Here is a 19666-nt window from a genome sequence, read left to right on the forward strand (position 1 = left end):
AACGAATAGAAAAGAAGTTACTTGTACTAAAAACAGTAGGTGTAGAGACAGAAGAACTTATTAAGATTATTAAAGAAGCTGATATCTTATTTGAAAAAAGAGAAGAACCATTTAATATTTATGAATATTGCAAAAAGTAGTAATTAAAAAAAGAAAAAACATGTCCCTTTTCGGAATTGTGTTCCCGCTCTCCATCAATGTATAAATATAAATTTGTAATTGTGTCTGCATGACAAGGAGGCTTTCAGATGAAAGATATTTTAAAGCATTATTCTAAGTATATACTCTTAGATACACTTGTAGCCGCTACGTTATTTGCAGGTGCTCACGGCATATTATCGCTTTTCCATCTGAAGTTTATAGAATGGTTTTATTATGCGGTAATCGGAATCATAACAATAGGAATATTGTTGGGCATATTTCAATTATTGCTAAAAATACGAAAGAACTATGTGAAATATGTAGCAATATGTGTTGAAGCCATTTGTCTCATACCTTTGACTTATATTTGCATTTTAATATTTGCTTTTACTTATAAACCGATGCATATAGTTGAAAAAGACGGAATAAAATGTGTTGCCTATGTGAGAGCCTTTCTGCGGGTATATGTTGATTATTATGAATACAGAAATCCACTTATTACAGGTGATGAAGTACTTTTTACTGATTACTTTGGAAAAGGCGGATTTGATCCATTTGTTGATGGTTACGAATATGATAGTATGATAGAAGAAAATGCTGCAATGGATGATACTACTGAAATAACTGATGATTCAGAAGACGAGAGAATAGATAATGAAAATATATTTTCTCAACAGAAGAAGGAGGATGACACAGCAATAGATACAGACAGTGACGGCTATCCTATGACAGAAGAATTTCAGTCCTATAAGAAGGAACTAACAGCTGTTGCAACTTATATCAGAAATACCGAGTCATACCAAGGAGTAAAGGCTGGGGATGAACTCAGCGAGTTTCTGGCATATAATATTTCGGCTAAGGGATATCCTTACGTTAATATTGCGGAGCAAGTATACGAGCAAGATGGTATTTCAACTATAGCAACGCATTACATTATTATTAATGAATCTTATGTTGAAAATGGTTCAAGAGAATATGTTTATCAAATTAAATTCAAAGACAAATCCGGTAATGAAGTAGCTTCCACCAAGGTTGTGGATTTCTATCTAATAGATACTGAGACATTGGAGATTACGGATGAGAAAACAAATGATTGGCATTAATTCGGGAAAGCACCCGATGATGTACAGAAAGCTGTAATTTAACAACTCACTTTTCCGAAAAGGGAGAAAAACATTTAATATTTATAAGCCTCGAAAAAACGAGTAAAAGTTAATTCTACAGTTAACCTTTACTCGTTTTTGTTATTTCTGTGATACCCAGATATTCATGTCTGATAAGATAGACATGGTTATTTCAGTTGCGTTGCCGCCAGTAGCATCGCTGTCTGCACTAATGTTGGTGGCAAAAAAGTATGTATTATCTGCAGTTTCGATATAACCGATGAACCATCCGTTTACATCCTGTCCATTCACACGGCCAGTTCCGGTCTTTCCGTAGAATGTTCCGGCATCGGAAGCTGAAAGGCAGATGGCATCTTTTACTGCATTGATATTTTCAGGGGCGAAGCCGAAACTGTTATTCTGCAGCTTGGTTAAAAGTTCGACCTGTTCTATTGGAGAGATTTCCAAGGAGGATTCCATCCAATAAGAGGAGAAATCGCCACTCATGTTTTCGTTACCATATCCGATTTCTTGAACATAGCTGTAAACGTCAGAGGTTCCAAGCTGTTCGTCTACTGCTTGAAAATACCAATTCACAGAGGAGTTCATTGCAGACTGTAAGGTCTGATCTGCGTTCCATGCTTCAAATGGATAGGTTTCTCCATTCCATGCAATGAACGAATTTTCCGGTGTAATGACGCCTTCTTCCAATCCGAACAAAGCATCGTATATCTTGTAGGTGGAGTTTGGAGCAACCCGTAAGGTGGCATGCTCCATGTCATGTATACTCCATGCATCGTTTTCCAAATCGTATAAAACAAAGCTGCCTTCGTATTCTCCGAAGTATGTGGAGAGGTCTACATAGGAAATATTCTCAGAAGAGGAATCCCATTGGTAGTGGCTTCCATCTGCTGCGTATGTAGAAATAAAAGGTGCGAATCCAAGGAGAAGGACAGCAGTCAACATGAATGCAGTCATACCTTTTACTCTTTTTATAAATGTCGGCTTCTCATAAGATGCAATGTTGATAATTCTCCGTTTCATCTGCTTCATGTTTCCACCAAGACCGGCGGCAAACGGAAATGGAGTAAGTGAAATCTTTTCCGCAAAATTGATCAGTGTATTACCATAATCTGCATAATCATCCTCCTCAAGCATCTTTAAAACAGAGGTGTCACAGGCAACCTCTCTGTCATTACGCATTTCTTTCAGAGCATACCAGACAAGAGGATTGAACCAATATATTACTCCGGCAAAGTTCATTAGATAGTTGGCAATAGCATCTTTGTGCTTATAGTGCTGTAGCTCGTGTAACAGCATGTATCGCATGTCCGATTCGTTATAATCTGAGATGAGATGAATCGGCAGATAAATACAAGGTTTCAAAAGCCCCACAATAATCGGAGATTTCAAAAATGCAGTACTGTAAACATGGAGATTTCTGTTAATTCCCATTTCTTTCATACATCGATGATATAGTTTTCGGACTTCCGGGTTCTGAAGGGGAAGTGCAGATTTTTTCAAGTTCTGTAAGCGGATAGAGGACTTGATTACCAATATAATCATTGCAAGGATGCCTACAAGCCATATTCCAAATAGTATGTATCCGATGCTGGATGGAGTCTCACTATTTACCGAAAGGGCAAAGTCATTCATCCAGTCTGCATTTCCGGCTGGATTGATCCCAACAGCTTCTCCTATGGCGGTTCTGGTGCCAGAAGTAGGAGAACTTTTCAGGCTACTGAGCCACGAGAGAATTTGCGGAAACCCAATTAAACGGAACGGTATAAAAGGAACTACCAACAATCCAAGTAGCAGGAACCACAGATTATACTGCATCCGGCTGGATAGGTTGCCTTTGAATATCCGCTTGGCTATCAAAAGAATTCCGATGATACCGCTGATAAATACATTGCATATTAAAAAGCGTATCATAAAATCAGCCATGTTAATTACCTCCTTTTTTTGACCTCTTGGAAAGAAGAGAGCGGAGAGTGTCTATTTCCGTTTCGGACAGTCTGTCATTTTCTATATATGCAGACAGCATGGCAGTGATGTCTCCATCGTAGTATCGTTCTAGAAAAGAGTTACTTTCCTGACCGATGTATTCACTTTCTTTCACAACTGGAGTGTAAACAAACACCCGACTTTGTTTTTCATAAGTCAGAACGCCCTTGTTCACTAGACGTTTAATTAGAGTTTGTATTGTTTTTGGACTCCAGCTCGTAGTCTGTAATAATTTATCAGTTATTTCATTGGTGCTGATCGGCGCATGTTTCCATACGATTTTCATAACTTCAAATTCAGCTTCAGAAATCTGTGGTAAATCGCTCATTTCAAATCCCTCCTTAAATCTTACGGCTGTAATAAAAATATTATAGATGTTATTTGTGTAGTTGTCAATTTAAGAGAAAATAGATTGACTTGAAATCTTACTTATGTAATAATTCAAATATTACATAAGTAAGAATTAAAAAAAGGAGTGGAATCAGGATGATTGAAATTGTAAATAAAGTGCTTTGAAAATAAGAAAACCAATAGAGTCACAAGGAGTCTATTGGCATTCTTACAGAGTTGGATGGTCTTGCTTGTGCAGCAGATCAAGCAGATAACGAACCATAGGCAATAAATCCGCAGCCTCCTGTTCCGTGCAGTCATTCAGCAGGGTCAGGAGTTTTTGGAGATTTGGATGTTGGTTTGCGTTGGCTGGGTAGAAAATCTTATCGGCGGGTATCTTCAGATATGTAATCAAAGGATACAGCTTATCATATTTGGGGTTACCACGTCCGGCTTCAATATTTAGTATGGTGCGGGTATCCATATTAAGAGTTTCAGCCAGCTTTTCTTGTGAAAGTCCGAGTTCGGTACGGGCTTCACGCACTGCAATGGCAAGAATTTGTTTTATGTCATGCATTATAATTCACCTCGATAGTAGTTTACAATACCTATTAAAACGAGTGAATTGCAATAGAATACAGTGTAGATATGGAGCGTAATACATGGATGTAAAGTATGGGAAAATACATAGAAAAAGAATAGTGAAAAGTTTTGAGATAGCAGCATATTACACACTAAGGTGTATCGCAAAGAAGTATAAAACTTCAACGCGATACACCTTTTTTGTGGGGAAATCAGAGCGTTGTAAAGTCTTTTTCCGGTTTGTGGTTTGTGGTCTGTTCCTGTCCCGGAGTCCGGTCAAGATACTGGTTCAGATTATCCAGTTTTCGGTTGAGAGCCTGTATGTCTTTTTCAGCAGATTTATAGGTTTTCTGCAAGGCTTCTTTCTTGGCATACAGAGCATTGTAATCATTACGAAACTTATCAATATCAAAATGTTTTAAGCTGATTCCAAAGCGTTTCAGCATATTTTCTGCACCGTCATGGAGCAGGAGTTCTGTTTCATGGTGGCGGAGATAAGCGTCAGGGTCTTTCGATTTCCGGTAACGGATGTGATAGATATGATTGCTCTGATATTGTTCAGCGTATTTCAATATCTGTCCTAAATCCTTTAGCTGACGTTCTGTTTCCACAAGACTGTTCCGTGCGGTTTTTGCAAGAACAGACTTACTTTCAATCTGTTTTTCAAGCTCGATGATAGAACCTGCTTTACTGTAACTGCTGGCAGCGATTTTGAGATTTTCAATCGCTGCCCAATGCTGCAGACCGGGGCTTTGCGTGAACTTTTCTTCCGAGGTGTCAATGAGCGTTCGGGAAGAATAATCCTTGATAAGAGGTTTCTTTCGGGCAGGGAATGGGACACGTTTTTGTGTCTGTGCTAAAGCCTTTGTTTCTACCCGTTCCTTAATCCGTTCTTTGGTGTATTCTGCACCCAAAGACTTTAAGCTGCCACGGACAAAATGCTCCCGGTCAAGGGGGCGGAAGGAAATGTACTTTAAGGCGTTTCCTCCAATGGTTTCGCCTTTGATTTCATAACCTTTTGCCCGTATCAGCTCCATGCACTGTTCATATGTATCAGCGTTTTGAATTGCTTCATCAATGTCCTGCTTGAGCTTGATTTTCCACGAGGTGCCATTTCTGCCGGATGTCCATTCTTTATAACTTTTACCACGCTGGTTTGTGGGAGAAATGACGGATAACTGATGCTTGGAACACAGCTCATCATTCAGGCGGCGAATGTGGTAGTAGGTCTGTTTACAGTCATGATATTTTTCGTGATTCACATTATCTGCGGCACAGAAAATGATGTGGTTGTGAACGTGACCTTTATCAATATGAGTGGAAACGATATAAGAAAATTTCCCCTCTAACAGCTTGTTGGCAAGCTCCACACCGATCTGATGTGCTTCCTTATAAGATACCTCTCCCGGAGCGAAAGCCTGTATCAGATGAAAGGCTTTGTTGGGGTCTGCCTGATTTGTTTTTGACAGAGCAAATTTGAAGTCAAAGGCAGCGGTTTCAGGACTGCATCCGAAGGAAGAAATGAGAATACTTTCATCTGTTTTTTGGGGATTACAGATATAGTTTACTGCCTTATGGACGGTTGCCTGGATAGCATGGATTTTTGTGATTGCCATACCTGTTTCATCAGCTCCTTTACTTCGTTTACATCGGCTTTATAAACATTGCCAGTAGCATTCATCCGCTTGGCAATCTGGTTCAGATTATTGCCGATACGGGCGAGCGTGGTGTTGTATTCCCGCAGGTGTTCGTAGTTTACATCGTAGACATAGCCATACAAAATCAGATGCCGAATAAATGCGGATTTGCTCTTCATGCCGGAGGCTTTCCATTTCTGATCTAAGATGTATTGCTCGTCATCGCTGAGATAGATTTTAAGTTCATTTTGTCTTTCTCGGTTTGCCATTGCAGTATCAGTCCTTTCCTTATTTGTATAAAAGATTTTCAAATATGCCGTAGCCGGCGGTTGTTTTTTGCTTTTAGGGGGACAGGGGGATATGCCCCATGCAAGCCAATTTCTGCAAGTTTTCACTTGGTAGAAACTTGCGGAAATGGTGCCTGTGAGGGAACACAGGCAGTGCTTGCTATTCTTCTGCAAATTACCCGTAGGGAATTTGCGTGTTGCGTGAGTATAGGCGAGCGGTTTGCAACACAGTAGGGCGTTACCGCCCTTGTTATGGATAGCGTTGATAATTCGACTTTGCAGTTGGGCAGAAGCAATAAAAAACTGCCACGGTTCATAAGGGCATGGATTGCCCGTAAAAACTCCATAGCAGTTTGTGTGACTTTTTATGATTTTTGATTCTATCCATTATGATTTTATCAATGGGAAAGGGGAAAGTCAATGGCTGGAGAGAGATAAAAGATTTACAGAGAAATTTAGGGGAATAAGCAAAGATACTGCATATTCTGCATTTAAAATTAGAATTGGAAAACCAGAAGAGAGGGGGTGAAGCATGAATACCGTACATCGTAGAACGGAAATAATCAATATTCTTATTATCAGACGACATACAACAGCGAATGAATTGGCACAGGAATTTGGCGTTTCCATTCGCACGATACAGTATGATATTCAGGCTTTAACTCCGGTTTATCCGATTTATACAAAACAGGGAGAGAACGGAGGAATTTTTATAAGAGAGGATTACAAGCCTTATGCCAATTCGCTGACACCTATGGAAGTAGCTGCCTTGCATGAATTATATGATTGGACGGAGGGCATACATAAAAAAGTTTTATTTCAAGTTCTAAGAAAATATGGACCGGATAAATTACAACTTTGATCTTGTCATTCTGATAAAGCACATAATTTTTACAGAACCGTTCATAGCAGACGGAAGTGTGCTTATGTGCTTTTTAGGCTGACAATTTCAGCTTTGATTTTATCCAAAATGCAGACGATGTCTGCGATTGTACCTTGACAATTTCATAAACCAATGCGTACAGGACGTGTGGAATATGTGGAGCCGCTTTGAGGATACGCCATAAGACACCTGCTTTTGCCTTTGGCAGAGGTGGATACGAAGGAATATTGAAAGCAGATATTGAAGTTAAGGTGTGGAGCGAGAAATATCCGGCATAAATGTGTAGCAGTTACACGGAGGCGTTGATACATATTTTTGATAATGATACTTCCGGCTTAGTCCGGTCAGATAAGATGACGGTGCGATACCGATGTGGGTAGTGTAATGAGCTGCCACCTGTACGGATTTTTTAATATCTTCCAATAAAAGCATATTTGTTTGTTAAGTATGTTTTTATTGGCAGATATGCCATAACCATAGCAAGAGAAAAAGAACACACTTTGAAAAGGTAGGTGGAAGAATGCAGGCAAAAGTGAACACAAAAAATTTTATAAGGTATGACGAGGGTGCGGAGAGGTATTCTATGAGTAAACACAGCTTTATGAAATTGGCACAGGATGCTCGTGCTGTTTATAAAATTAACCGTATCACATTGGTAAACGTGAAGATTTTTGAGGAGTATTTGGAATCTTTTCGGGCGTAGACATGATAAGAAAGAGGAAAACGAATTATTGTATATCAAAAAGCATTTGACTTTTTGATATACAAGTAGTAAAATGAAGTCAGGTTATGAAAGGCAGGTGTTGACGGATGGCAAGAATGGGTAGACCTAAGTTAGAAAATCCGAGAAGTGAAGGTGTATTCATCCGTCTTACAAAAGATGAGCATACAGATATAACAGAGTATGCCAGCTCTCATGATCTGACCATAACACAGACGCTTGTTCAAGGATTTAGAAAGCTGCAAGAGCAGGATAATACCGAGAATGAGTAATGGCATTTGTGACCTCTTTCTTATATTGAGAGGAAGGTGGTACATAATGTCAATGTCGAGAAAAGATTCAAAAGGCAGAGTATTAAGGAAAGGCGAAAGTCAGAGGAAAAACGACGGAAGGTATATCTACCAGTACACCGATTCGACAGGTAAAAGGCGGGTCGTTTATTCAAATGACCTGTTGGAGTTAAGGGAAAAGGAAAAAGAACTTGTTCGCAATCAGTTGGACGGTCTTGAAAGCTATTGCAGTGGAAAGACAACTTTGAACTATGCATTTGACAGGTATATTTCAACGAAGTATGATTTGAAAGAACACACACGGGTAAATTATAAGTATATGTATAACCGTTTTGTCAGAGATACTTTTGGAAAAAGAATCATCAATGATATAAAGTATTCTGATGTGAAATTCTTTTATTGTTCGTTGATGAACATATTGGGGTTACAGGCGAATACATTGGATAATATTCATACGATTCTGCACCCAACCTTTCAGATGGCAGTTAGGGACAATGTGATACGCAATAATCCGGCAAGCGGTGTAATGGCAGAAATCAAAAAGGCGAATGGAAAGAATAAGGGCATAAGACACGCACTTACATTGGAACAGCAGAGAGCATTTTTGAATTATGTATCGAACAGTCCTGTGTATTGCCATTGGTTGCCACTGTTTACAGCACTTTTTGGAACGGGATGTCGCATAGGAGAAATGATAGGGCTGCGTTGGGAAGATTTGGATTATGAGAATAAAACCATTAGTATAAACCATGCGGCTATCTATCGAGTAATGGAGAATGGAAAGAGTGAATTTCATATTTCTTCGCCAAAGACAGAAGCCGGGATTCGTACTATTCCGATGATGCAGGCTGTAGAACAGGCATTTAAGGATGAATACGAAGCACAGAAAGAAACCGGTTTTAATGTGCAAGTGGTTGATGGTATGAGTGGGTTTATCTTTTGCAATAAAGACGGAATTATCCATAAACCCAGCGTAATCAACAGTGCAATCAAAAGAATTTACGAAGCCTACAATGCCGAAGAAATTATTAAGGCAAAACGGGAGAGCAGACGCCCGGTATTGATTCCTCATTTTTCGTGTCATCATATCCGACACACATTTTGCACCAGATTTTGTGAAAATGAAAGAAATCTGAAAGTGATTCAAAGTATTATGGGTCATGCAAATATTGAAACAACGATGGATATTTATGCGGAAGCAACAGATGTGAAGAAAAAGGAAGCAATTAAAGCTCTGGAAAATAATAGTGATATATTTTAGGAAGAAGTCCTTGCAAGGGGACGATTTCCAAGACAAACCTGACATCAAAAAAGTCAGAATACATCAAAATGACATTAGTTTGTTGGATTTTGGTGGACAAATATGGACTGGCGATATATAATGAAAATCGTGTAAAAAAGCGTTTATCAACTTATTTGGACTGTGGTGGATTAGCTTCGGTTATATTCCCGACAATGAAGTCACTGGACGCTGATAAGAAAGCTTCCAAGACTTCCGAAGCAGCTCCAGCAGAGGCTGAAAAATCGGTTGAAAAGATTGATTTTTCTAAGGTAAAAGTCGAGCCATTGTTTGAAGAAATGGTTGATTTTGATACATTCAGCAAGTCAGATTTCCGTGCAGTAAAGGTTAAAGAGTGCGTTGCAGTACCGAAGTCAAAGAAACTGTTACAGTTTACTCTTGATGACGGAACAGGCACAGACAGAACCATTTTAAGCGGTATTCATAGCTTTTATGAGCCGGAAGAGTTAGTTGGAAAGACACTGATTGCAATCACAAATCTGCCACCAAGAGCCATGATGGGAATTGATTCTTGTGGAATGTTACTTAGTGCAATCCATGAGGAAGAGGGCGAAGAAAAACTTCATCTTCTGATGGTTGATAACCATATTCCGGCAGGTGCAAAGCTCTATTAAGATGAGAAACTGAGCCTTGCGGCGGTGTGCGCTTGCGAACACCGACATAAGGCGAAAAACGCACGGAGACGCCAGTCGACGTGATGTAAAGATGTACCATTTTACCGAATAGACGGGACGTACTTCATTTGATAAAAAACTGAAAAAGCAGCGATTTACATCAAACTTACATCAATTGATGCAGAAATCGGTGCAAGCAAGAAAAAATCGCATAATTAGTGCAATGAGTGGGCAATTCCAATCGGAGTTGCCCATTTTAAAACAAACAGAAATACAAATCGGAAGTTGGAGGATACACGCATGAAAATTGTAATCATTAATGGAAGTGCCAGAAAAGGAAATACGCTGGCAGCAATCAATGCATTTATAAAAGGAGCGTCAGAAAAGAATAAAATTGAAATCATTGAACCCGACAAACTCAACATTGCACCATGCAAGGGATGTGGTGTCTGTCAATGCTCTAAGGGATGCGTCGACAAGGATGATACAAATTCTACAATTGATAAAATTGCTGCCGCAGATATGATTCTTTTTGCTACACCAGTTTATTGGTGGGGAATGTCAGCACAATTGAAACTTATCATTGATAAGTGCTACTGCCGTGGATTGCAGTTAAAAAACAAAAAAGTTGGCACAATTGTTGTAGGTGGTTCTCCCGTAGGCAGTATCCAGTATGAGCTGATTGATAAGCAGTTTGACTGTATGGCAAAATATCTTTCATGGGATATGCTTTTCAAAAAATCATATTACGCAACAGCCAGAGATGAACTTGAAAAAAATAAGGATTCCATGAACGAACTTGAGTGGATCGGAAAAAATTTATAAAGCACACACCAAATTCCAGTTTGCCAACTTGCCCTTTGAGAGAGGAGAAATCCTTTTCTCAAAGGGCTTTTTCTATTTATACAGATATTCGCAAACTACAAGATAAAGCCAAAACTTCATATACTCTAAGCACAAGGAGGTTGAGGTTTGGCTATGAACAACAGTTTAGCAGAAGTACACCCGGAGCTTGTTTCGGAGTGGTCGGAGAAGAACTTACCGCTTACACCTGATACTTAAATGAAGAAGAACGAAGCCCAGTGATACAATCACTCATTGCACTGAAGAACAATTTAGCAGCTCAGGGACGATACACCGATGCAGTAGATGATGTTCTATGTAAGGTGCTTGAAGCAAAGAAAAAGAAATTGAAAATTGAATACATTTAGAACGTGTTTTGTCGTCTGTTTCCTAACCGGAGCAGGCGGCTTTTTTTATTTCGAAAAATTTTTTGAAAAATTTTTTGAAAAGCAGCGATTTTGGGTGTGCATTTCATACCCCTTTGTCCAAATGAGTGAAGTCCTTCAGGAAGCAGGTGGACAGTTAGAGCGTTCTGAAATTAGAGACAGAATTAGTGAGTTAGATGAGCATATTGCTGAATTTGAACAGAAACTATATACATCTAATAAAACAGGAAATCAGTACAAAAAATTTGATTTTAAGTTTAATTTTGCTATTAAAGAGCTTAGTTATGTCGGACTCATCTGCCACCTGCCGTCTGCCGGTGCATGAATACTTTCAAGTATCAGGAGTAAGTAAAAGTAGATTGACAGATAATATAGAAAAGCGTATTATAATAATAAGAGGTGGGATTTCCCACACAAATGCTTGCGTAGGAGGTGTTGGTAATGGAAGCGATGAAAGATTATGTTGCCCATCTGGATAACAAAAAAAGAATTACGCTCAGAGGAGCTGCTTATCAGTATTACAATGTAAAAGAATACGGAAATGGCTGCATTATTCTGGAACCTCGGGAACTGGCAGTGCCAGAGAGCATTTCAGCCAGAACTCTGGCAGATATGGATCGTGCAGTAAGTAACTTTAAGAGAGGCGATGTTTCCCCGGCTATTGACCTGTCAGATTTTTAAAAGGAATAAGAGATGAATTTTAATATATGAATGGGAATTCCTGAAATGCAGGAACTTTGGTTAGATCTGCAGGAGAAATATCGTTCCGGTAATATAAAAAAGAAGGAAGAACAGTTGTATAAAAAATGGGGAAAGGCTTTAAAGCTGTTGTCGGCTGATCCGGGTTATCCGAGTCTTCAAACCCATGAAATAGAGCCATTATCCAGACGTTATGGAATGAAAGTGTGGCAATCATATCTGGAAAATAAAACCAGTGGCGCAATGAGAATGTACTGGGTTTATGGACCAGACCAGAAAGATATTACAATTATCGGACTGGAACCACATCCGGAAGATAAGAAAAATGGCGCATACGACCGAAGTTCACTGTCGGATTTGTAGAATAAAACTGAATATGGAACTAAAATACGAGCAGTTAGTCTATGAAAAATAGGTTAGCTGCTTTTTTCATGCAAAAAGGTGAATCACAGAGACGTTCAGACGGAAGATATGTATATACTTATACGGATCCTCTCGGAAGACGTAAATATGTTTATGCACAAGACCTTGTAACGCTTCGGGAAAAAGAAGCACAGCTCATGAAAGATCAGATGGACGGTCTGGATATATAATCTAACGTATTATCCGGTAGGAGAAGACCGGGCATCGGAAAATCACATTTCAACGCCGAAAACAGAAGCCGGAATGCGTACGATTCCCATGTTGGATACAGTGAAAGATGCTTTTGAAATGATCTGGGAAGAGCAGAAAGAAAATGGCTGGACAGATGCAGAGATTGATGGGATGACAGGCTTTGTTTTCTGTAACCGTTATGGAAATATAATGAATGCCCAGTCAGTTAATCGGGCAATCAAGAGAATCTCATCTGCTTATAACGCAACAGAAGAAATAGAGGCAAAAAAGAGCACCGGGAGCCGGTGCTCTTGCCGGATTTTTCAGCGCACAGCTTGAGACACACATTTTGCACAAGGCTTTGTGAAAGAGAAACGAACCTGAAAATAATCCAGTCGATCATGGGGCATAAGGATATTCAGACCACTGTGGATATCTATGCAGAAGCGACAGAGAAGAAAAAACAGGAAACATTTGAACATTTGGCTGCAACAATGGATGTATTTTAAGAAGGGCTTATGAACCCTTTCATCTGACAACAGAAATAACCAAATGAGATCAAATTGACAACAGATATGATTTTACAATGATTCATCATGAATGGTAATGAAGAGAAGACAATTTAATAGAAATAGCACAGCGAAGCATCACGAAGGGTAATGAAGAAAAATTAAAAAAATTCCCGACGATGAAGAGTTTGGAGAAATAAAATGCCGAAAACAGGGCGTTTTCAAGCAATTTAAGAGGCTTAAATTTGTATTTTACGACAGAGTTACGACAAATGATGAGCCATGATATAGTAAAAAATATTTCTAAACTTAAAAAACAGGTTGCTAAATTCAGAGAAACTGTATATACTAAAGATAGAAGTAAATGTTTGCCGCTTGCTGATGGTGCGGGGTATAAATAATTCAGTTCGTAAATGAAGCCACTTGCTATACAGGTGGGATAAAAATAGTATAGTTTGTAAATGTTCCCCATCAGTGAATTCTGATGGGGAATTTTATCACATAGGAAAGGTTATTTATGGAGATACAACAGGGATATTCGTATCATATCAAGGATGAATTTTTTGACTTGGTTCAGGATAAATATTTGATGAGTAATAAGGAACAGGGGAACTATCGTCCTCATTACTATGCAATTCAGGATAGAAAAAATCCAAAATTGTATTGGATGATACCAATTAGCTCACAAGCTGAGAAATACAAGGAAATCGTTGAAAAGAAAAAGAAACGATATGGTAAATGCAATACGATAGTGATTGGATTATTTGCAGGGAAAGAAAATGCTTTTTTGATACAGAATACATTTCCTGTTATTGAAAAATATTTTGACCATGTTCATACGATTCAGGAACAGCCTGTAACGATACATAAAAAGTTGGATAAGGTACTTGTTGAAAATCTGAATGAAGTACTGGCTATGTATAATCGTGGAATAAAATTGACTTTTACGGATATTAAAGCGATTAGGAATATTATGGAAGAAGAACTTGGAAAATAGAGAGGACACCATTGCTTATGCAAATGTAAGTAATGGTGTCCTTTTGTATGAGCAATGTTTATAAACCCACTGTAATTCCAACAAGAAAGGATTCCTCACCGGGAACGAGATCAAGATCACCGCCATGGCTTTCAATGATTTTTCGGACAGAGGAAAGCCCGATTCCATGATCGGCGGATGCGCCCTTTCGGGAGAGGAATGTTTTTCCCTCTTGCAAGGCCAGACCGTCGTAAGTGTTTTCAATCTTCAAAAAGTACATATTGCCTCTGGTTTCGCCTGCAATGAAAACGCGGCGCACCCCTTGCTTTTGGCGGCTGCACGCCTCAACGGCATTGTCCAAAAGATTGCCCAGCACCGTACACAGTTCCACATCGGTAAGCGGCATCTGATCGGGAAGATCGAGCCGTACCTGAAATTCTGTCCCTTGTGTCTGCGCCATGCCGTAGTAGTATTCAATCAGTGCATTTACAACGGGATTTTTGCAGAACTGGGCAGGGGAGTGACCCGATGATGCCGCAACCTGTTCCTCTACCTGTAACAGGAAGGAGCAGATCTCTGTCTGCCCACGTTCAGAGGCCATGCGGTCTATGGTGCGCAGATGGTGTTTGATGTCGTGGATCAGCCTTCTGTTTTCTGCCGCTGCCTCTGAAACCTGACGGCTGTATTCGGTCTGCATAGAAAGCTGACGGATGACCTGCTTGCGTTCTTCCTGGAAAATCAGGCTGTTTCCATATCCTTCTATCACATCGCGCCAGAGGGAATAACCGATGGCTGCTGCTATGAAAAAGCTGCCCCATTCCAAAAACCAACCGCCGATAACCGGTTCATAAACCGGCAGAAGGCGATCCCATATAAAGGCGCAGGTTGCGGCTGCCGCAGCATAGAAGATCGGCCTGCTCCGTTTTTCTCCTCTGTGAATGGCAAGCACAGCGATGATAAGCAGATAGAGCGCAGATGCCGCCTTATAACAAAAGACCGATGCAGAGAAGAAACGAATCGCTCCAAGGGAGAGATGGGAAGCCATCATGCCATACACAAACGCATATACCAGGAAGGCAGCGCCCACTCCATTACTGATGGCCGCAGGCAGGAAGCCCGGCCTGCATATCCGGTTTTGCAGAACTATGATCAGCCAGGTAACCAGATAGATACAGAACAGTTCAATCGTGTACCAGGGGAATACGGGAACCGCAGCCAGCATATGAAGCACAGGATAGGATGACAGACCGCACATGGCAAGGCAGATCAGTCCGAACAGGAATGTATTTTTCTGTTTCATCCGGCGGCTGAAATAAAAGGACAACAGCGCACAGACAAAGGTAACTGTACAGCTGAACAGGCAGAATGCAAACCGGATTCCTCTGGTTGTATTGACCGCCAGCATCGTTCCGAAAGCAGGCGGATAGACAATCCCTCCGTAAAAGTGGTCATAGTTGCTGACCGCTATGGTGAGTGTGACCGGTTTTCCGCCATGAAAAGTGACCATGCGGTTTTGAACCAATGGTGTCCCCTGTGCCGGTTCCCCCATTTGCAGGATCAGGTCATGATCCAGATAAAGGTTGTAAGCAGAAAACACTTCCGGGATTTCCAGCGCATATGTTTCCTTCCGTTCCGGCAGAAAGAATGTCATCTGATAAGTCCCGCAGCCATAGGGAGAAGAGTTTGCAGGGCTGGAGAAATTGGTCTGCTCTCCGATGGAAAGGTAGCGCATATAATGGCTTTCATCTTGTATTTCTTCCGGGGTCAAAAGCGCGTCAGGATAAAATGCCCAGCCGGATACCAGAAAGCGCACCGGTGACTTTTGAAGTTCTTCCTCAGAAAGCGCCAGAATCCCATTTGCCGCCTGGATTGTGTTCTGGCTATATTTATTATTGAACTGATACAGGCCAAGAAAAAACAGGGATGAGCACAGGCAGACCATACATAAGGCAGCATATTTTTTTACCGCAGAAGATACCATCTTATTTTCGCCTCCTCCTTAGGAAAAACACACCGGCAGACAGAAGAAGCAGACAGGCCGGAATCAAAAGGAGTATGGGCGACCGGCTATGCTCTGTGTCGGCGGCCTGTGCCAGGGAAATGGCATCTTCCTTTCCCACAATGGTGTATGCCCCTGTATGGCTGATCTGAAAGGAGACGGCTTTTGCCGCATCGTCATAACCGGTCATGGGAATTTCCACGCCGCTTTCATCACAGAGGAACCATGTGCCGGCTGCCGGGTCATTTGGACAGGGCAGCATGACAGAAACATCCGGCAGGGAGCTGAGTGCAGTTCCATTGATGGAAAACGAAAAAGAAAAACCGCCGTCCGTATCCTTTTGGATGATGACTTCAATCTGATCTTCGTTTTGGATGCCCTCCGGCAAGGCGTCTTTTGGTATGCTGATGGTGATTCCTTGTTTGGAAAAGACGGCTCTTTGCTCCCCTGTTTGCAGCATCATCAAAAAGCGCATGCCGGAAATCCGGTCGGTGGTTTCATCGAAGAACTCTGAAAAATCAGGGCTTTTGGAATCCGCATCTTCCTCTGTATCACCGTTTGCCTGTTCCGATGGGAAATCGTCTTTATCTATATCTATGGAATCATCCTTTCCCTCCAAGGATGGCTCGGAAGACTTGTGGGATGGTTCATGATCCGCAGGATCATTTTCTTCACTGACAGGTGGTGTTTTTTCAGAATCGTTGGAATCCACTCTGCCGCCATTTGTTGCAGGCGGTTTTGGAGGCTTTGTGGAGGGCCTGTCTGCGAAACCGTCATCCTGATCGTCGGTATCTTCAGGAGGCGGTTGAATGATGGTATCGGGTGGATTCCCGCCTGCATCCCCTCCATCCCGGTCGCCTTCATGATACCCTTCAAGGACAATTTCATCTGCGTAGGTAAAGGACAGGATGCCGGTCTGTCCGCCGTCATAATCAACCTGAAGGCGGTAGCTGCTGCCCGGTGCCAGCAGACGGGTGGCAATCGAGAGCATTTCCTGACCCACATAAACGCCACTTTCCAGACGGTTCCATGAACCGTTGTTTTCAGACAGCCATATACTGACCTTGTCCAGATTCCCCGGAGGTGTAACCCAGGGAAAATAAAGGCTTCCTCTGCGAACCAGGAAGCAGTTGATGTCTGGGCTGCCCGGAGCCTGAACAGAAACAGGAATTGAAATTTCAGGGAAATCGACACGATCCGCAAATATGGTATTTTCCGGTGCAGTCAGCCTTCCTGCTGCATGGTACAGTCCCACAGTATTCAAATCAATACCAGAAAAATCCCATTCCACCACAGCGGTGTAGCTGGTTCCATTTTCCGCATAGCATTCCAGATAGTAAGGGGAAAAGGAAAACAAATTTTCCAGCGTTTCGGTTTCGCTGCCCTGTTGAACCGCAAACGCGTCCGTATAAGGATACCACTTCTCTATGGAGGTAATGACAGCAGGCGGCATTTCTTTCACCCGGACGGAAATCTGAAGCTCCTGCAAGACAGCTTCACCAAAGGCATACCCCTCCGGCAGTTCAATCCGGCCTGCTGCGGTATATTCGCCTGGAGTGGTCTGGTCAATGGCCGAAAAATCCCATGCGACAGAAAATGTTTCCTGCCGGATTTCTTCACCTGCTGTTACCGTGGCGCAGACGGTTTGATACCGAAGGGCCAGCTGATAAATTTCCTCCAGGTCATCATCAGACGGTGTGGTTCTAAGGGGCAGGGTGAAATCTGGCAGGGAGAGCAGTTCGTCTTCATTTTGTATTTCTGTGACAAGGACGAGGGATACTTCTTCCGATGCTTCCGGGGTTTTGCTCTCCAGTGTCCCCGGAGCATCGCTTTCTAAATCCGGCAAAATCTCCCTTCTTTCATCGGCATTGGATGGGGTTGCAGTTTCGGCGGCAAATGCTGGGATACTGCAGGTGAAGCAGAGGAGACAGGCCAGACAGCCCTCCAGAATACGCCTGTGCATTTGCTTCATTCTCATACGATACCCCCCATTCCAGAGAAAACATATTGACGGTAGGATTCCCGCAGCTGTTTTCCATTGCGGAGGGCAATCGGAAGTTCCTCCCCGTTTATCAAACGGAAGGTCTGACTGTCAACCTGGCTGATGTAATCCATGTTGATTAAAATGCCCCGGTAGCAGGGCAAAAAACGCTTGTCCTTCTGCAATGCGGCAGTAACCTCCTGAAAGCCTCCGCTTACCGGTATCACGCGTTCCGCCGTATGAATCCGTGTCATACGGTTTTGATAATCTATGTATAGAATCTTCTCTGTGGGAAGTTCCAGCTTTTGACGGTCAGCCATAACCGAAAGTGTCATCACTTCATAGGGCGGTTTTAGCTGGCACAGCTCCATCGCTTCTTCAAAATCTGCCTGATGGAGCGAAAGCGGCTTCAGCAGATAATAGCTGGCGGACAGGCTATACCCCATCCGGGCATAATCTTCTGTAATGGTCAGAAAAACAATCTTACAAAGCCTGTTTTTCTGGCGCAGCCTTCTGGCGGCCTCTATTCCATCCATGTTCTCCATATAGATGTCCATAAAGACAAGCTGAAAATTGACCTGGGCGGCAGCTTTCAGAAAATTCTCTCCGTCCTCAAATTCTGTCAGCGTATAGTCCAGCTGATGCTTTTTCATATAATTTTCCAGGCAGGCAGACAGTTCTGCTCTGTCCTCTGCTCTGTCATCCACAATCGCAATCTGCATCGTGCCATCTCCTTTGCACAATAATCCAATATTAGTATAACATAAAACCGCAGGAAAAAACTTGCGTCTTAAACAGGAAACCTGCGTCTTAAACAAAGTCGGTTGCATTTCCCTTGACAAGATGCTACTCTAATTATACTACCAGACTTTCCGATGAGAAGGTCTGTTTTTTTTGTGACAGGAAATTCCGAAGAATTCCCTGTCACATAAAAAAGGCACTAACGTGCCAAAGATGCGCACTTGCGCGAAGATGTAGATTGTCGCAAGCGACCGCGCAAGGCACATTCTTTCTTGTTTTTCTTTTCAGGAAAGGAGGCTCAGCATGAAAATCGCACTTTGTACGGAATTAAGGAATGCAGAATGGTTTGAGAGCAGGCTGCGCTCCCTTTTTGCTGGGGACGGACAGCTTGTCATCGACGAGCTATGGAATGAGAAGCAGCTATCTCAGGCACTGCGGCGGAGCCGATATCATGCGGTTGTCATCGCAATGACCGGGGCAAGGGGATTGGAGGCTGCCATTCAGGCAAAGCAGCTGGCACCGGAAACACCGCTTGTCTGGTGGAGCGATGATAAAAACTTCGCCCTGATCGCGTATCAGCTTCGTATCCCGGCATTCCTCTCCATAGATTGTAGTGATCAGGAGCTATATGAGGCGATGGAGCCCATCAGGAAACGGAGGTATGGAAATGCGAATTGCGCTGTGCAGTTATAGCCAGAAAGAAAAAGAAACCGCTTTGCTGATGAAGCTGGGCAAAGTAGACCGCTTTGATAATGGTGTGTTTTGTACCTATGCCATGCAGCGGGATGGGCCTTATGATGCTGTGGTGGTCATGGAGGACGGAGCCAGGGGAATGAATTTCTGCATGAGCATACGAGGGTACAGCAAGGATGTCCCTCTCCTGTGGATCAGCGACCAGGCAGAGTTTGAACCCCAAAGCCGCAGGATGCAGGCGGACACCTTTTTGGTAAAGCCTGTGACAGAATATCAGCTGCGGGAGGCGGTATCCCAGCTGCTTCAGAAAACAACGAGAAGGAACGAACCGCGTGAGGAGGATGAATAAA

23 protein-coding genes and 1 pseudogene are annotated in these 19666 nt (G+C 42.1%); 16 read left to right on the forward strand and 8 right to left on the reverse strand.

Going from position 1 to position 19666, the window contains the following annotated elements; all coding sequences use genetic code 11:
• Positions 1–248 precede the first annotated feature (248 nt).
• Complete coding sequence (locus DW085_RS17985) at positions 249–1244, forward strand: hypothetical protein (RefSeq protein ID WP_002596370.1); 996 nt, start codon at positions 249–251, stop codon at positions 1242–1244.
• Between the two features lie 141 nt (positions 1245–1385).
• Here DW085_RS17985 and DW085_RS17990 read toward each other — a convergent pair whose 3' ends face one another.
• From DW085_RS17990 to DW085_RS18010, 5 genes are all read right to left on the reverse strand, one after another.
• Positions 1386–3191 (reverse strand): BlaR1 family beta-lactam sensor/signal transducer, encoded by a 1806-nt coding sequence (locus DW085_RS17990; protein ID WP_002596371.1) that lies wholly within the window; start codon positions 3189–3191, stop codon positions 1386–1388.
• Between the two features lies 1 nt (position 3192).
• Positions 3193–3579 carry a BlaI/MecI/CopY family transcriptional regulator gene (locus DW085_RS17995; RefSeq protein ID WP_002596372.1) on the reverse strand — a complete coding sequence of 129 codons (387 nt, stop codon included), beginning with the start codon at positions 3577–3579 and terminating at the stop codon, positions 3193–3195.
• 231 nt (positions 3580–3810) lie between these two features.
• Positions 3811–4158, reverse strand: a complete 348-nt coding sequence (locus DW085_RS18000; RefSeq protein WP_002596373.1) for a helix-turn-helix transcriptional regulator — start codon at positions 4156–4158, stop codon at positions 3811–3813.
• A gap of 217 nt (positions 4159–4375) precedes the next feature.
• Positions 4376–5779: a relaxase/mobilization nuclease domain-containing protein gene (locus DW085_RS18005; protein ID WP_002596374.1), complete on the reverse strand. Its 1404-nt coding sequence runs from the start codon at positions 5777–5779 to the stop codon at positions 4376–4378.
• A complete protein-coding gene (locus DW085_RS18010; protein WP_002596375.1) occupies positions 5728–6069 on the reverse strand; it encodes a MobC family plasmid mobilization relaxosome protein in 342 nt (113 codons plus the stop codon). Before DW085_RS18010 ends, DW085_RS18005 begins: the two co-directional genes overlap by 52 nt.
• 385 nt (positions 6070–6454) lie before the next feature.
• Between DW085_RS18010 and DW085_RS19355 the strand changes: the two genes are divergently transcribed.
• From DW085_RS19355 to DW085_RS18070, 13 genes and pseudogenes are all read left to right on the forward strand, one after another.
• Positions 6455–6616 carry a hypothetical protein gene (locus tag DW085_RS19355; RefSeq protein ID WP_182430946.1) on the forward strand — a complete coding sequence of 54 codons (162 nt, stop codon included), beginning with the start codon at positions 6455–6457 and terminating at the stop codon, positions 6614–6616.
• A gap of 3 nt (positions 6617–6619) precedes the next feature.
• The gene (locus DW085_RS18015; protein ID WP_002596376.1) at positions 6620–6949 is read left to right on the forward strand and encodes an HTH domain-containing protein; all 330 of its coding nucleotides are present in this window, start codon (positions 6620–6622) and stop codon (positions 6947–6949) included.
• A 541-nt stretch (positions 6950–7490) separates the two neighbouring features.
• Positions 7491–7673, forward strand: coding sequence for a DUF6462 family protein (locus DW085_RS20065; RefSeq protein WP_002596377.1), 183 nt, complete (start codon positions 7491–7493; stop codon positions 7671–7673).
• Positions 7674–7780: 107 nt separating this feature from the next.
• On the forward strand, positions 7781–7963 hold the full coding sequence (locus DW085_RS18025) for a hypothetical protein (RefSeq protein ID WP_002596378.1): 183 nt from the start codon (positions 7781–7783) through the stop codon (positions 7961–7963).
• Between the two features lie 46 nt (positions 7964–8009).
• On the forward strand, positions 8010–9242 hold the full coding sequence (locus tag DW085_RS18030) for a site-specific integrase (RefSeq protein ID WP_002596379.1): 1233 nt from the start codon (positions 8010–8012) through the stop codon (positions 9240–9242).
• Between the two features lie 68 nt (positions 9243–9310).
• On the forward strand, positions 9311–9895 hold the full coding sequence (locus DW085_RS18035; RefSeq protein WP_243034084.1) for a methionine--tRNA ligase subunit beta: 585 nt from the start codon (positions 9311–9313) through the stop codon (positions 9893–9895).
• Positions 9896–10195: 300 nt separating this feature from the next.
• Positions 10196–10720 (forward strand): flavodoxin family protein, encoded by a 525-nt coding sequence (locus DW085_RS18040; protein WP_055176454.1) that lies wholly within the window; start codon positions 10196–10198, stop codon positions 10718–10720.
• Positions 10721–11092: 372 nt separating this feature from the next.
• Positions 11093–11449 carry a winged helix-turn-helix domain-containing protein gene (locus DW085_RS20070; RefSeq protein WP_243015324.1) on the forward strand — a complete coding sequence of 119 codons (357 nt, stop codon included), beginning with the start codon at positions 11093–11095 and terminating at the stop codon, positions 11447–11449.
• 116 nt (positions 11450–11565) lie between these two features.
• Positions 11566–11805: a hypothetical protein gene (locus DW085_RS18055; protein WP_005609451.1), complete on the forward strand. Its 240-nt coding sequence runs from the start codon at positions 11566–11568 to the stop codon at positions 11803–11805.
• Between the two features lie 45 nt (positions 11806–11850).
• Positions 11851–12186, forward strand: a complete 336-nt coding sequence (locus DW085_RS18060; protein WP_243017771.1) for a hypothetical protein — start codon at positions 11851–11853, stop codon at positions 12184–12186.
• Positions 12187–12227: 41 nt separating this feature from the next.
• A pseudogene (locus tag DW085_RS18065) lies at positions 12228–12926 on the forward strand (site-specific integrase).
• A gap of 245 nt (positions 12927–13171) precedes the next feature.
• Positions 13172–13327 (forward strand): hypothetical protein, encoded by a 156-nt coding sequence (locus DW085_RS19360; protein ID WP_182426611.1) that lies wholly within the window; start codon positions 13172–13174, stop codon positions 13325–13327.
• A 116-nt stretch (positions 13328–13443) separates the two neighbouring features.
• Positions 13444–13923, forward strand: a complete 480-nt coding sequence (locus DW085_RS18070; RefSeq protein ID WP_118482267.1) for a hypothetical protein — start codon at positions 13444–13446, stop codon at positions 13921–13923.
• A gap of 58 nt (positions 13924–13981) precedes the next feature.
• Here the strand turns inward: DW085_RS18070 and DW085_RS18075 are convergent, their stop codons facing one another.
• Genes DW085_RS18075 through DW085_RS18085 form a run of 3 tightly spaced genes read right to left on the reverse strand, consistent with a single transcriptional unit; the run spans position 13982 to position 18604 of the window.
• Positions 13982–15883 carry a GHKL domain-containing protein gene (locus DW085_RS18075; protein ID WP_118494247.1) on the reverse strand — a complete coding sequence of 634 codons (1902 nt, stop codon included), beginning with the start codon at positions 15881–15883 and terminating at the stop codon, positions 13982–13984.
• 1 nt (position 15884) lies between these two features.
• Entirely contained in the window at positions 15885–17879 is a 1995-nt protein-coding gene (locus tag DW085_RS18080) for a hypothetical protein (protein WP_118494250.1), read from the reverse strand.
• A complete protein-coding gene (locus DW085_RS18085; protein ID WP_182430947.1) occupies positions 17876–18604 on the reverse strand; it encodes a LytTR family DNA-binding domain-containing protein in 729 nt (242 codons plus the stop codon). The genes DW085_RS18080 and DW085_RS18085 overlap by 4 nt, the downstream gene beginning before the upstream one ends.
• Before the next feature lie 322 nt (positions 18605–18926).
• Here DW085_RS18085 and DW085_RS18090 point away from each other — a divergent pair, with 322 nt between their 5' ends.
• Both DW085_RS18090 and DW085_RS18095 read left to right on the forward strand, forming a co-directional pair.
• A complete protein-coding gene (locus DW085_RS18090) occupies positions 18927–19316 on the forward strand; it encodes a hypothetical protein (protein ID WP_118494255.1) in 390 nt (129 codons plus the stop codon).
• Entirely contained in the window at positions 19285–19665 is a 381-nt protein-coding gene (locus DW085_RS18095) for a hypothetical protein (protein WP_147353996.1), read from the forward strand. The genes DW085_RS18090 and DW085_RS18095 overlap by 32 nt, the downstream gene beginning before the upstream one ends.
• The last annotated feature ends 1 nt before the right edge of the window (position 19666 follow it).

The organism is Clostridium sp. AF50-3 (assembly GCF_003477445.1).
Classification (GTDB): Bacteria; Bacillota; Clostridia; order Lachnospirales; family Lachnospiraceae; genus Otoolea; species Otoolea fessa.

What these genes read in the sequence shown, in the direction of transcription:
- DW085_RS17985 (WP_002596370.1), top strand. Translation starts at nt 249, where the DNA reads ATGAAAGATATTTTAAAGCATTATTCTAAGTATATACTCTTAGATACA.
- DW085_RS17990 (WP_002596371.1), bottom strand. Translation starts at nt 3,191, where the DNA reads ATGGCTGATTTTATGATACGCTTTTTAATATGCAATGTATTTATCAGC.
- DW085_RS17995 (WP_002596372.1), bottom strand. Translation starts at nt 3,579, where the DNA reads ATGAGCGATTTACCACAGATTTCTGAAGCTGAATTTGAAGTTATGAAA.
- DW085_RS18000 (WP_002596373.1), bottom strand. Translation starts at nt 4,158, where the DNA reads ATGCATGACATAAAACAAATTCTTGCCATTGCAGTGCGTGAAGCCCGT.
- DW085_RS18005 (WP_002596374.1), bottom strand. Translation starts at nt 5,779, where the DNA reads ATGGCAATCACAAAAATCCATGCTATCCAGGCAACCGTCCATAAGGCA.
- DW085_RS18010 (WP_002596375.1), bottom strand. Translation starts at nt 6,069, where the DNA reads ATGGCAAACCGAGAAAGACAAAATGAACTTAAAATCTATCTCAGCGAT.
- DW085_RS19355 (WP_182430946.1), top strand. Translation starts at nt 6,455, where the DNA reads ATGATTTTTGATTCTATCCATTATGATTTTATCAATGGGAAAGGGGAA.
- DW085_RS18015 (WP_002596376.1), top strand. Translation starts at nt 6,620, where the DNA reads ATGAATACCGTACATCGTAGAACGGAAATAATCAATATTCTTATTATC.
- DW085_RS20065 (WP_002596377.1), top strand. Translation starts at nt 7,491, where the DNA reads ATGCAGGCAAAAGTGAACACAAAAAATTTTATAAGGTATGACGAGGGT.
- DW085_RS18025 (WP_002596378.1), top strand. Translation starts at nt 7,781, where the DNA reads ATGGCAAGAATGGGTAGACCTAAGTTAGAAAATCCGAGAAGTGAAGGT.
- DW085_RS18030 (WP_002596379.1), top strand. Translation starts at nt 8,010, where the DNA reads ATGTCAATGTCGAGAAAAGATTCAAAAGGCAGAGTATTAAGGAAAGGC.
- DW085_RS18035 (WP_243034084.1), top strand. Translation starts at nt 9,311, where the DNA reads ATGACATTAGTTTGTTGGATTTTGGTGGACAAATATGGACTGGCGATA.
- DW085_RS18040 (WP_055176454.1), top strand. Translation starts at nt 10,196, where the DNA reads ATGAAAATTGTAATCATTAATGGAAGTGCCAGAAAAGGAAATACGCTG.
- DW085_RS18055 (WP_005609451.1), top strand. Translation starts at nt 11,566, where the DNA reads ATGGAAGCGATGAAAGATTATGTTGCCCATCTGGATAACAAAAAAAGA.
- DW085_RS18060 (WP_243017771.1), top strand. Translation starts at nt 11,851, where the DNA reads ATGCAGGAACTTTGGTTAGATCTGCAGGAGAAATATCGTTCCGGTAAT.
- DW085_RS18070 (WP_118482267.1), top strand. Translation starts at nt 13,444, where the DNA reads ATGGAGATACAACAGGGATATTCGTATCATATCAAGGATGAATTTTTT.
- DW085_RS18075 (WP_118494247.1), bottom strand. Translation starts at nt 15,883, where the DNA reads ATGGTATCTTCTGCGGTAAAAAAATATGCTGCCTTATGTATGGTCTGC.
- DW085_RS18080 (WP_118494250.1), bottom strand. Translation starts at nt 17,879, where the DNA reads ATGAGAATGAAGCAAATGCACAGGCGTATTCTGGAGGGCTGTCTGGCC.
- DW085_RS18085 (WP_182430947.1), bottom strand. Translation starts at nt 18,604, where the DNA reads ATGCAGATTGCGATTGTGGATGACAGAGCAGAGGACAGAGCAGAACTG.
- DW085_RS18090 (WP_118494255.1), top strand. Translation starts at nt 18,927, where the DNA reads ATGAAAATCGCACTTTGTACGGAATTAAGGAATGCAGAATGGTTTGAG.
- DW085_RS18095 (WP_147353996.1), top strand. Translation starts at nt 19,285, where the DNA reads ATGGAAATGCGAATTGCGCTGTGCAGTTATAGCCAGAAAGAAAAAGAA.